We start from the raw sequence: 11,667 nt of genomic DNA, 5'->3' as shown, positions 1-11,667 counted from the left end.
CTCGCAGGGCCCCGCCGTCCCGCCGCCGCCCTCGACCCCGCCCGTCGTCCCGGCCCAGGCCCCGCCCGTCGCAGGGGAAGCGGCGGCACAGGGATCGGAGCAGCCCGGGGACGCGGAGGAGGCAGGTCCGCGCAAGGGCACGCCGGTGATGGTCCCGCCGCCGGACTTCAACCCCTTCTCCATGGAGGGCATCCCGGCCCTGCCGACGGACGAACCGAAGCCGGTAGCCGCGGCCGGCGCCGAGCCGGAGAACCGCCCGTTCGGCTGAGCCGGAGGCGCGGCGAGCCGCCGCGCGGTGACACGGCGAACGGATGACGGCCGACAGTCGACAGATTTCAGATTTCAGCGAACGAAATCTGAAATCTGTTACCTGTCAGCTGTCATCCGTTACCCGCTTCCGGCCCCTCTCCCCCGGCGCCAACTCCCCTGCCGCGAGCGCCGTCGGAGGTCGGCCGCGATCCGCTCCGCCGCCAACCGCCGCACACCGCCCACGGGTTCACCCACGCTCCGGGCGTACCTGCTCCGCCCCGGCCGGACCGGCTTCGGCGCTCAGCCCGCCCGCCGGGCCACGTGCACCACGTCCGGCACCCCCCGGGCGACCGGGACCTCGTGCGTCACCACGTCCGAGAAACCCACCGCCCGCAGCGCGTCCTCGAAGGCCCGCGAAGGCTGCGCACTCCACACGGCCAGCACCCCGCCGGGCCGCAACCGGTGCCACAGCACCGTCAGCCCGTCCGCGCCGTACAGCCCGTCGTTGGACTCGGTGACGGTCCAGTCCGGCCCGTTGTCGATGTCGAGGCACAGCGCGTCGTAGCGCTCGCCGTCCGCCGCCGCGAGGTACTCCAGCAGGTCGGTGTGGAGAACCTCGACCCGCTCGTCGTCCAGTGCACCGCCCGAGAAGGCGCCGAGCGGGCCGGTGCGGTGCCAGTCGATGATCGCGGACTCCCGCTCCACGATGGCGATCCGCCCCCAGCGCGGCTCGGCCGCCGCGTACGCCAGCGAGAATCCGACCCCGAGGCCCCCGATCAGCACCGACGGCCGCTCGACCGGGCCACCGGCCGTACGGTCCAGCTCGTCCAGCGCCGTCTGGATCAGCAGCCGCTCCGAGCGCCCGTCGGCGGTGTCCATCAGGAAGCAGCCGTTGGCGATGATCTCGAAGTCCCGACCGCGTTGCCGGAGCACCACCTCACCGTACGGGCCCTCCCGCCGGTCGAGCGTGACGACGGCCTCGCGGCCGTCGCGTTCGGGCAGTGCTGTGGTCATCCGTCCTCCTTGGCGGACTCGGGTGAACTCGGGTGAACTCGGGTGAACTCGGGTGAACTCGGCCGCACCACCGCCCTGGTACCGGCGGGCCGGGTGGGCTTGCGCCCGACAATAGCCGAGTCCGCACCCGGGTCCGTCAGGTCGTGACCAGCACCCCCGCGTACGAGACTCCCGCGACGACCACCCAGGATCCGAGCCCGAGCAGTGCGATCCGCCCGCCGGTGCGGGCCATGGTCGGTAGGTGCACCGCACTGCCGAGACCGAACAACGCGGCGGCCAGCAGCAGTTCCTGGGCCTCCGAGGCCAGGCCGAGCGCCCGCTCGGGCAGCACCCCGGTGGTCCGCAGGACGATCATCGCGAGGAACCCCGCCACGAACAGCGGCACGATCGGCGGGCGGTTGTCGGTCTTCACCGACTTCTCGCCCGTCTTCCCGCCCACCTCGCCCTCCGCCGGAGCCCCCGCCACCGACGTCACCGCCGCCGAAGCCCCGGTCGAAACCCCCGCCGCGACCTTCACCGAAGCCACCCGCGCCGCCCGCGCCGCCCGCAGGTTCCGCCGCACCATGACGGCCACCCCCGCGACCAGCGGCGCCAGCAGCACCACGCGCATCAGCTTGACCAGCACCGCCTCCCGCAGCGCCCCGGCCCCGCTGGTCTGCGCGGTGGCGACCACCTGCCCGACGTCGTGCACGCTCGCCCCGACCCAGCGCCCGAACTCCAGCTCGTCGAGCCCGAGCGGATGCTGGAGCAGCGGGAGCACGGCGATCGCCAGCGTCCCGCACAGGGTGACCAGCGCCACCGAGGCCGCGACGTCCTCCTCCTCGCTGCCCGCCGCCTGGCTGACCGCGCCGATCGCCGAGGCCCCGCAGATCGAGTACCCGGTGGCGACCAGCAGCGGCTGGTCGCCGGGCAGGCCGAGCCGCCGGCCCAGCCAGAGCGTGCCCGCGAAGGTGGCCGCGACGACGGCCAGCACCATGGCCACGGTGGCCCAGCCGAGGCCGAGCACGTCGTCCAGGCTGAGCTTGAGCCCGAGCAGCACGATCCCGAGCCGCATCAGCCGCTTCCCGGCCGTGGACAGCCCCGGCCGGGCGATCCCGCGGACCACCGGGCGCACCCCGGGCAGGTGGGCCGCCACCATGCCGAGCACGACGGCGGCGGTGAGCTTGGGCACGGCCGGCACCAGCGCGTGGACGCCCAGCGCGGCGGCCACCCCGAGGGCGGCGAGCAGCAGCCCGGGGGCGTCCCCGCGCATCGGGGGCAACGAGCGGGTACGGGCGGCGCGGTGCCGGAGGGTCAGTGCCACGCCGGGATCACTGCTGCCCGTCGGCGGGCATCCGGTAGACCCGCCGGATGCTGGTACCGAGCCGGGAGACGTCCGCACCGTAGACGTGGATGGAGATCGCCGTGCTGCTACAGGAGTTGCGCACCAGGTGGATGTCGCCGGGCGGGGCGAAGGCGGCGACGGTACCGGCCGGGCCGGCCACGTGCTCGGTCTCGACCAGCCGGGCGGTGGGGCCGCCGGAGACCAGCCGGTAGCGGGTCTCGCTCTCCTGCCCCTGGTGGACGCCGGCCACGCACCAGGAGACGTGGTCGTGGATCGGGGTCTGCTGCCCGGGCAGCCAGACCAGGGCGACGACGGAGAAGCTGCCGTCCTCCTCGGCGTGCAGGACGTGCTGGCGGTAGCGCTGCGGGTCGCCCTCGCGGTGGGCGGGGGCGAGCAGCGCGTCGGGACCGTCCGGGTCGGCGTGCAGGTGCGGGGCAAGTCGCTCGCCGACCAGGTAGGCGGTGAGCTCCGGCGGGAGTCCGCGGTCCACGACGGCGCGGATCTCACTGATCAGCGCGGTCATCCGCTCGGTGAGTCGGCCGCTGCCGACCGTGGCTGAGGGAGTCATCCCAGCAGGTTCGACCCTGGCGACCTATCACGTCCAAGGAGGGTTTGTAAGGAACCTACCCACCAACGCTTATATGTCAGCAGGCAGCCGCTCGCCCGTTACCTGCTGCCGCCCTCCTGCTGCCGCTCGCCGCCGGGAGTCGTCATCCGGGTCGGCGCTCAGCACCCGACCCGACTCGCCGCCGCCTGCCGCAGGTGGTCCAGCACCAGCCCGGTGGCCGGGATCCGGCGGTGCTCGCGCAGCACGTACGCGCTCACCTGCCGCCGCAGGTGCGGTTCGACGGCCCGCCCGGTGACCTTGCGGTGGCACATGAAGGAGAGCACCAGCGCCGGCATCAGCGCGATCCCGACCCCGGCGGCGACGAGCGACTGCACCGCGAGGTTGTCGTCGGTGGAGAACACGATGTCCGGCGCGAACCCCTCCTCCGCGCAGACGTGCAGCAGGTTGGCCCGGCAGCGCGGACAGCCGGCGATCCAGCGTTCGCCGCCGAGGTCGGCCAGCCGTACGGCGTGCCGGCGGCCGAGCGGGTGCCCGACCGGCAGCAGCACCGTGAGCAGGTCCTCCATCAGCGGGATCTCGTCCACGCCCTCCGGCACCTCGGTGGCCACACCGGGGTAACGGAAGGCCAGCGCGATGTCGCACTCCCCGCGCAGCAGCCGCTGGACGGAGTCCGGCGGCTCGGCCTCCAGCAGTTCGACCCGCACGCCGGGGTGCTCGGCCAGCAGCCGGGCCATCGCCTCGGGTATCAGGGTGGCGTTGGCGCTGGGGAAGGCGCAGACCCGCACCCGTCCGGCGCGCAGCCGGGCGAGGGCGGCGAGCTGCTGCTGGGCGGCGGACATGCTGTCGAGGATCAGCTCGGCGTGCCGGGAGAGCGCCTCGCCGGCCTCGGTGAGCCGCAGTCCGCGCCCGGCCCGGGTGAAGAGCGGAACGCCGACGGTGCGTTCGAGCGCCTTCATCTGCTGGGTGATGGCGGGCTGGGTGTAGCCGAGCTCGCGGGCGGCGGCCGAGTAGGAACCGGCCCGGACGACCTCGTGGAACGTCCTGATGTGCCGCGAATCGAACACCGGCTCCATGACCCCTCCCGCCCATCCGCTCTCGACAGCCCCGCTCCGGCCCCGCCCGGACCGTGCTCGGACCGCGCCCGGGCCTCGCACGGACGCCCGAGAATCATAAGAGGAATTTGGAGGTATCGACCCCAACCCCACCCGTACCTATGGTTCAGCCCCGAACCAGGCTTCTCACTGCTGCGCCGACGGCGGCAGCCCCATCGCCACCTCGGCCTTGACCACCGGTGCCCCGCCGCGCACGCCCGGGCTTCGCCGGCTGCGCCGTTCCACGAAGCGGGCGAGCCAGGAGAGCAGCAGACACATGCCGATGTAGATCGGTGCGATCACCATCACCACCGGGATGAACGGCAGGTCGTAGTCCAGGTTGGTGGCGATCAGCTTGCCCGCGTGCAGGAACTCCTCGTAGGTGATCAGGAAGCCCAGCGAGGTGTCCTTGAGCGCGACCACCAGCTGGCTGATGATGGCCGGCAGCATCGCCCGGTTGGCCTGCGGCACCAGGACGTACGACATCACCTGGGTCTTGCGCATGCCCAGTGCGTACGCCGCCTCCCGCTGGCCCTTGGGCACGGCGAGCACGCCGGCCCGGAACACCTCGGCCAGCACCGAGCCGTTGTAGAGCACCAGCCCGGTCACCAGCGCCCAGAGCGGCTGCACCTTGAGCGCGACGAAGACGAAGAAGATCATCACCAGCACCGGCATGGCCCGGAAGAACTCCACCACCAGCGTGGAGAGCCAGCGCACCACCCGGTGGTCGGAGAGCCGCCCGGCCGCGAACAGCGCGCCGAAGGGCAGCGCGAACAGCACCGTCCAGCCGAAGGCCTTGAGGGTGTTTCCGAGCCCGCGCAGCAGCAGTTCCTGCACGCCCCGGTACTCGAACGGCTGCCACTTGGCGTACGTGAACTGGTGGGTGTGGAACAGCATGTAGATCACCCAGCCGATCAGCGCCGCGATCAGCAGCAGCGCGATCCCGCCGTACAGCCGGTGCCGGGCGAGCGCCTTCGGGCCGGGGATGTCGTACAGCGCCGAGGATTCAACGGTCATCGGGACACCGCCACTCGTCGTTCCAGCAGGTTGAAGACGGCGCTGATGGCCAGGGTGATGATCAGGTATCCGACGGCGATCCAGACGAAGGTCCAGACGATGCTGTAGCCCAGCTCGTTGATGGTCCGGTAGGTGCCCAGCAGCTCGGTGACGCTGAACGAGCCGGCGATCGCCGTGTTCTTGGCCAGCGCGATCATCACACTGCCGAGCGGCGCCACCACCGAGCGGTACGCCTGCGGCAGCACCACCAGGCTCATCGTCTGCCCGAAGCTCATGCCCAGGCTGCGGGCCGCCTCGCCCTGCCCGGTCGGCACCGTGTTGATGCCCGAGCGCATCGACTCGCAGACGAAGGCCGAGGTGTAGCAGCCCAGCGCGAGCACCGCGAAGGTGTAGAAGGGCAGGGTGATGTTGAACCGGGGCAGGCCCAGCACCACGATGAAGAACAGCAGCGTCAGCGGCGTGTTGCGCAGCAAGGTCACCCACACCGTCCCGAACACCCGCAGCGGCTTGACCGGCGAGACCCGGAAGCCCGCGATCAGCACGCCCAGCACCAGCGACAGCACGGCACTCACCGCGAACAGCGAGAGCGTGCCGAGGAACCCCTCCCAGTAGGTCGACCAGTTGTCGATCAGCGTTTTCACGGCGCGGCCCTCTCAGTACCGGTCGATCTGCGGCGGGGTGGGCGCCGGCTCCCCGGAGAGGCCGAGGGTCGCCTCGAAGGCCCTCTGCCAGTCGCCGTTCTGGATGTGGTGCTCCAGCGCGTCGTTGATCGCGCCGCGCAGCACGGTGTCCTCCTTCGGCACCCCGATCCCGTACGGCTCGGTCGAGAACAGCGGGCCGACCACCTTGAGCTCGTCCGGCACCTTGGCCGCGTACCCGAGCAGGATCGCGTTGTCCGTGGTCACCGCGTCGACCTGGTTGGTGATCAGGTTGTCCACGCAGGCCGAATAGGTGTCGTAGCCGATCAGCTCTGCCTTCGGGTACTTCGACTGGATCCGCTGGTACGGCGTCGATCCGGCCGCCGAGCAGACCTTCTTGCCGTCCAGGTCCTCCGGGCCGTGGATGGTGTCGTTGTTCTTGCGCACCAGCAGCGACTGCCCGGCGATGAAGTACGGGCCGGCGAAGCCGACCAGCTTCTTCCGGTTGTCGTTGATGGTGTAGGTGCCGACGTAGTAGTCCACCTGGCCGTTCTGCAGGGCGGTCTCGCGGTTGGCCGAGGCGATGGTCTTGAACTGGATCCGGTCCGGCGGGAAGCCCAGCGAGGCGCCGACCATCTTGGCGATCTCGATGTCGAAGCCGGAGTACTCGCCGGTGGCCGGGTTCTTCTGGCCCAGGTACGGCTGGTCCTCCTTGGCGCCGACCACCAGGTGGCCCCGGCTGCGGGCGGCGTCCAGGGTCGGCGAGCCGGTGATCGCGGAGGCGTCCTGCACCTGGTAGCTGGGCAGGGCGCTGGGCTGCGGGCCCTTGGGCGGCGGGGTCCCGGGCTTGCCGCAGCCGGCCGCCAGCGCGGCGAGCAGCAGGGCGACGGCGAGCAAGCGCCGGCCCGCCCGTGCGGCGGGCCGCACCCCGGGCCGCGCGACCGGCCTCCCCGCGGGTCGAGCCCCGGGCGTCGTCTCACGGTTCACGGCGCCGCCTCAGTGCTTCAGGATCTTGGACAGGAAGTCCCGGGCGCGATCGCTCTCAGGGGCGCTGAAGAAGTCCTCCGGGGCGCGGTCCTCGACGATCCGGCCGTCGGCCATGAACACCACCCGGTTCGCGGAGGCCCGGGCGAAGCCCATCTCGTGGGTGACCACGATCATCGTCATGCCCTCGCTCGCGAGCTGGCGCATGACGTCCAGCACCTCGTTGATCATCTCGGGGTCGAGCGCCGAGGTGGGCTCGTCGAACAGCAGGGCCTTCGGGTCCATGGCCAGCGCGCGGGCGATCGCGACCCGCTGCTGCTGCCCTCCGGAGAGCTGCGCCGGGTACTTGGCGGCCTGGTCGGCGAGGCCCACCCGCTCCAGCAGCGCGCGGGACTTGGCGTCCGCCTCGGCCCTGGGCCGGCTGCGGACCTTGATCTGCGCGAGCGAGACGTTCTGCAGCACGGTCTTGTGCGCGAACAGGTTGAAGGACTGGAACACCATGCCGACCTCGGCGCGCAGCCTGGCCAGGCCCTTGCCCTCCTCGGGCAGCGGGCGGCCGTCGATCAGGATGGTGCCGTCCTCGATCGGCTCCAGCCGGTTGATCGCCCGGCAGAGGGTCGACTTGCCGGAGCCGGACGGGCCGATGACCACGACCACCTCGCCGCGGCCGACCGTCAGCTCGATGTCCTGCAGGACGTGCAGGTCCCCGAAGTGCTTGTTGACCCCGCGCATCTCGATCAGCGGGGTGAAGGCCGAGGCGCCGGCCGGCGCCGGCCCGGGGGCTGCGGTCACCTGTTGCGCCGTCCCTTCAGCAGCCAGCCCAGCGCGACGCCCGCGATGAGCGTGGCCAGCAGCGCGATCCAGAGCGGCGCGGTGACGGTGAAGACCCAGAACTGGATCTGGACCCTGTCGAGGTTGGCGAACAGGAACCACACGGCGAGGACGACGATGACGCCGATCCCGATGTAGCGCGTGGGGATGCCGCCGATCTCACCGCGCGGGGAACGGGATGGTCCGTCTGAAATCTTGGTCACCGGAGCAGTCTGCGGGCCGGGCGGCCGATTTGCCCGGTTACGCGCTCTTCCGGGCCAGGGAGTAACCCGTACGGGGCAATCAGGCCCCGTACGGGTTTGAGTCCGCCCCGGTCCGCTCCGGTCCAGTCCGGCCCGACTCCGGTCCGGCCGCCGGCCGGACCGGAACCCGCTACCGCTCGTCCCGCCAGGACCGCCAGAGCGCCGCGTACGGACCGCCCGCCGCGACCAGCTCCGGGTGGCTGCCGTACTCGCTGATCCGCCCGCCCTCGACCACCGCGATCACGTCCGCGTCGTGCGCGGTGTGCAGCCGGTGGGCGATGGCGATGACCGTCCGCCCCTCCAGCACCCGGGAGAGCGAGCGCTCCAGGTGACGGGCGGCCCGCGGGTCCAGCAGGGAGGTGGCCTCGTCCAGCACCAGGGTGTGCGGATCGGCCAGCACCAGCCGGGCCAGCGCCAGCTGCTGGGCCTGCGGCGGGGTCAGTGAGGTGCCGCCGGAGCCGACCTCGGTGTCCAGGGCGTCCGGCAGGGCGTCCACCCAGGCCCCGGCGTCCACGGCGTCCAGCGCGGCCCGCAGCTCGGTGTCGTCCGCCCCGGGCGCGGCCAGCCGCAGGTTGTGCCGCAGGGTGCCGACGAAGACGTGGTGCTCCTGGTTCACCAGGGCGACCTCCGCGCGCACCCGCTCGGCCGGCATCCGCGCCAGCGCCGCCCCGCCGAGGGTCACGCTGCCGCGGCCGGGGGCGTAGATCCCGGCCAGCAGCCGGCCGAGGGTGGACTTGCCCGCGCCGGACGGCCCGACCAGCGCGACCCGGCTGCCCGGGGGGACGTCCAGGCTGATCCCGTGCAGGACGTCGGCGCCCTCGCGGTACCCGAACCGGACGTCCTTCGCCTCGACCCGACGGCCGTCCGGCAGGACGGACTCGTCCCCCTCGTGCTCGGGCACCTCGCGCACGCCGACCAGCCGGGCCAGCGAGGCCTGGCCGATCTGGAGCTCGTCGTACCAGCGCAGGATCATGTCCACCGGGCCGGTCAGCATCTGCGCGTAGAGCACGCCGGTGGTCAACTGGCCCACGGTGATCCAGCCTTGGACGGTGAACAGCCCGCCGAACAGCATGGTGGCGAGCACCGCCAAGGTGTAGACCGCGTCGATGGTCGGGAACCAGACCGAGCGCAGCCACAGGGTGTACCGCTCCCAGGCCAGCCACTCGCGCAGCTTGCGGTCGGTCAGCCGGACCCGCTGGTCCCCCAGCCGCAGCGCCTCCACCGTCCGCCCGGCGTCCACCGTCTCGGCCAGCACGTTGCTCACCGCCGCGTACCCGGCCGACTCGCTGCGGTAGGACTGCGGCGCGCGCCGGAAGTACCAGCGGGAGCTGACCAGCAGCAGCGGAAGCCCGATCAGCGAGGTCAGCGCGAGCAGTGGCGAGGTGACCAGCAGCGCGCCGAGCACCAGCAGCAACGACACCACGGCGACGGCGAGTTCGGGCACCGCCTCGCGCACCGACTTGTCCAGCCGGTCGATGTCGGTGGTGCCCCGGGAGACCAGGTCCCCGGTACCGGCCCGCTCCAGCACCCCGGTCGGCAGGGCCACCGAGCGGACCAGGAAGTCCTCGCGCAGGTCGGCCAGCACCCGCTCGCCGAGCACCGCGCCGCGCATCCGCGACCAGCCGGTGAACGCCGCCTGCACCACGAGTGCCAGCAGGTACCAGGCGACCGCCACCGCGATGGTGGACCCGACGGTCCCGGTGGCCAGCGACTCGACCAGGCGCCCGAGCACCCAGGGCCCGACCAGCCCGGCCACGGTGGCCACGGAGTGCAGCGACACCACCGCGGAGAACCCGGCGCGGTGCCGCCGCGCGAGCAGCAGCAGGTATCCGCGCACCGCGGCCGGGGAGCCGACCGGCAGGGTGGCGGCCGGCTCCTGTTCCTCCTGGAACGGAGGCTTCATGACGTGCTCCTCGCGTGCGTAGCAGGGAAGTTGACGATGTTCCTCATACGGCCTCACCCACCGGAGCGGCCGCCTCCTCGCCGCGGGTGACCACGGCCCGGTAGGCCGACTCGGTGCGCATCAGCTCGCGGTGCGGCCCGGCCGCGACGACCCGGCCCTCCTGCAGCAGCACCACCCGGTCCGCCCGGTCGAGCAGCAGCGGGCTGGTCGCGAACACCACGGTGGTGCGGCCCGCCCGGGTGTCCCGCAGCCCGGAGGCGATCCTCGATTCGGTGTGGGCGTCCACCGCGCTGGTGGGCTCGTCCAGCACCAGCACCGGCGGGTCCGCCAGCAGGGCGCGGGCCAGGGCGAGACGTTGGCGCTGCCCGCCGGAGAGCGAGCGTCCGCGCTCGGTGATCCGGGCGCGCATCGGGTCTCCCCCGCACTCCGGCGAGCCCTCCGCCAGGGCCGTCAGCACGTCCTCCGACCGGGCCGCCGCCAGGGCCGCGGCGGCCGTGACCCGCCCCGAGGAGGGGATGTCGAAGAGCTCGGCCAGCGTGCCGGAGAGCAGCACCGGTTCCTTGTCGTGGACCAGCACCGCCGCCCTGGCCTCGGCCAGCGGCACCGCGTCCAGCTCCGTACCGCCGAGCCGCACCGGGGCCTGCGCCCGCTCGCCCTCGACCGGCGGGACGTGGCCGCCGAGCCGCTCGGCCAGCGCCCCCGCGAAGTCCGGGTCCCCGCAGACCACCGCGGTCAGCTCGCCGGCCCGCGCCGTCAGCCCGCTCGTCGGGTCGTGCAGGTCGGCCTTGTCCGGCCGGACCAGTGAGGCCTCCGCCGTGCCGGCCGTCCGGCCGAGCGAGAGCACCCGGACGGTGCGCGCGGCGGAGACCCGGGCCACGCTCCACGCGTGCGCCGCCTCGCCCAGGATGCGCAGCGGGGCGGCCAGGAAGGCCGTGGCGCCGTAGACCGCGATCAGGGTGCCGACGGCGAGCTCGCCGGAGGCCACCAGCCGGGCGCCGTACCAGGTGACGCCGACCACGAACAGGCCTGGCAGCAAGACCTGTTGAGCCTGCATCAGCGACTGGATCCGGGCCGAGCGGACGGCCGCGGCCCGGACCTTCTGGGAGGCGGCCCGGTACCGCTCCAGGAACAGCTCCTCGCCGCCGATGCCGCGCAGCACCCGCAGCCCGGCGACGGTGTCGGCCGCCAGCTCGGTGGCCTTGCCGCCGAGGCTGCGCTGCTGCTCGTAGCGCCGCTCGAACGGCCCGATCAACGGCCAGACGGAGGCCGCCAGCACCGGGACGCCGAGCAGTACCCCGGCCCCGAGCACCGGATCGACCAGCAGCACCGCCACGCTGACGGCCAGCCAGACGATCACCGCCGACCGGACCCGGGCGACCAGTTCGACGTACCAGCCGATCCGCTCGACGTCCCCGCTGCCGACCGCGACGACCTCTCCGGTGGCGATCCGGCGGGACAGCCCGGCCCCGAGGCGCGAGGCCTTCCGGGACACCAACTGCCGTACGTGGGTGGCCGCGTGGATCCAGTTCCAGACCGCCTGGCGGTGCACCAGCACGGCGCCGAGCGCGGCACCCGCGCCGAGCAGCAGCAGGATCCCGCCGGCCCGCCAGATCCCGCCGGCGTCACCGTCCACGGCGGCCTGCACGCCGAACCCGAGCGGTATCGGCAGGGCGGCCCGGCACCCCAGCTCGATCAGCGACCAGAGGGTGGCGAGCACCTGCCCGCGCCGCTGGCGGCGCTGCAGCCAGCGCAGGAAGGCCGGGGGTGAGGAGAGGTCGGGACTGCCGGGATCGGCCAGCGGCAGGG

The 11,667-nt window shown here is 73.0% G+C and carries 11 protein-coding genes and 1 pseudogene; 1 reads left to right on the top strand and 11 read right to left on the bottom strand.

Going from position 1 to position 11,667, the window contains the following annotated elements; translation table 11 throughout:
- Window positions 1-268: pseudogene (locus ACIQOV_RS09020) on the top strand (hypothetical protein); the annotation flags it as partial.
- A gap of 281 nt (window positions 269-549) precedes the next feature.
- Here ACIQOV_RS09020 and ACIQOV_RS09015 read toward each other — a convergent pair.
- The 11 genes from ACIQOV_RS09015 to ACIQOV_RS08965 form a co-directional block, all read right to left on the bottom strand.
- A complete protein-coding gene (locus ACIQOV_RS09015) occupies window positions 550-1,263 on the bottom strand; it encodes a spermidine synthase (protein ID WP_401046566.1) in 714 nt (237 codons plus the stop codon).
- Between the two features lie 136 nt (window positions 1,264-1,399).
- On the bottom strand, window positions 1,400-2,515 hold the full coding sequence (locus ACIQOV_RS09010; RefSeq protein ID WP_401046571.1) for a YeiH family protein: 1,116 nt from the start codon (window positions 2,513-2,515) through the stop codon (window positions 1,400-1,402).
- A 58-nt stretch (window positions 2,516-2,573) separates the two neighbouring features.
- Window positions 2,574-3,155, bottom strand: a complete 582-nt coding sequence (locus ACIQOV_RS09005) for a cysteine dioxygenase (RefSeq protein WP_401046564.1) — start codon at window positions 3,153-3,155, stop codon at window positions 2,574-2,576.
- 158 nt (window positions 3,156-3,313) lie between these two features.
- Window positions 3,314-4,219 carry a LysR family transcriptional regulator gene (locus ACIQOV_RS09000; protein WP_359911662.1) on the bottom strand — a complete coding sequence of 302 codons (906 nt, stop codon included), beginning with the start codon at window positions 4,217-4,219 and terminating at the stop codon, window positions 3,314-3,316.
- Window positions 4,220-4,393: 174 nt separating this feature from the next.
- On the bottom strand, window positions 4,394-5,263 hold the full coding sequence (locus tag ACIQOV_RS08995) for an amino acid ABC transporter permease (RefSeq protein WP_401046561.1): 870 nt from the start codon (window positions 5,261-5,263) through the stop codon (window positions 4,394-4,396).
- On the bottom strand, window positions 5,260-5,904 hold the full coding sequence (locus ACIQOV_RS08990) for an amino acid ABC transporter permease (protein ID WP_359911656.1): 645 nt from the start codon (window positions 5,902-5,904) through the stop codon (window positions 5,260-5,262). The genes ACIQOV_RS08995 and ACIQOV_RS08990 overlap by 4 nt, the downstream gene beginning before the upstream one ends.
- 12 nt (window positions 5,905-5,916) lie before the next feature.
- Window positions 5,917-6,798, bottom strand: a complete 882-nt coding sequence (locus tag ACIQOV_RS08985; protein WP_359911653.1) for a glutamate ABC transporter substrate-binding protein — start codon at window positions 6,796-6,798, stop codon at window positions 5,917-5,919.
- 99 nt (window positions 6,799-6,897) lie between these two features.
- Entirely contained in the window at window positions 6,898-7,626 is a 729-nt protein-coding gene (locus ACIQOV_RS08980; protein ID WP_401046568.1) for an amino acid ABC transporter ATP-binding protein, read from the bottom strand.
- Window positions 7,627-7,673: 47 nt separating this feature from the next.
- Complete coding sequence (locus ACIQOV_RS08975; RefSeq protein WP_359911650.1) at window positions 7,674-7,919, bottom strand: LapA family protein; 246 nt, start codon at window positions 7,917-7,919, stop codon at window positions 7,674-7,676.
- Window positions 7,920-8,088: 169 nt separating this feature from the next.
- On the bottom strand, window positions 8,089-9,861 hold the full coding sequence (locus tag ACIQOV_RS08970; protein WP_401046556.1) for an ABC transporter ATP-binding protein: 1,773 nt from the start codon (window positions 9,859-9,861) through the stop codon (window positions 8,089-8,091).
- A gap of 43 nt (window positions 9,862-9,904) precedes the next feature.
- The gene (locus ACIQOV_RS08965) at window positions 9,905-11,665 is read right to left on the bottom strand and encodes an ABC transporter transmembrane domain-containing protein (protein ID WP_401046553.1); all 1,761 of its coding nucleotides are present in this window, start codon (window positions 11,663-11,665) and stop codon (window positions 9,905-9,907) included.
- Between the last annotated feature and the right edge of the window lie 2 nt (window positions 11,666-11,667).

It is taken from the genome of Kitasatospora sp. NPDC091257, assembly GCF_044757675.1.
Lineage (GTDB): Bacteria > Actinomycetota > Actinomycetes > Streptomycetales > Streptomycetaceae > Kitasatospora > Kitasatospora lactacystinica.
The sequence above is the reverse complement of the archived record's forward strand: the minus strand, read 5'-3'. Positions and strand labels throughout refer to the sequence as shown.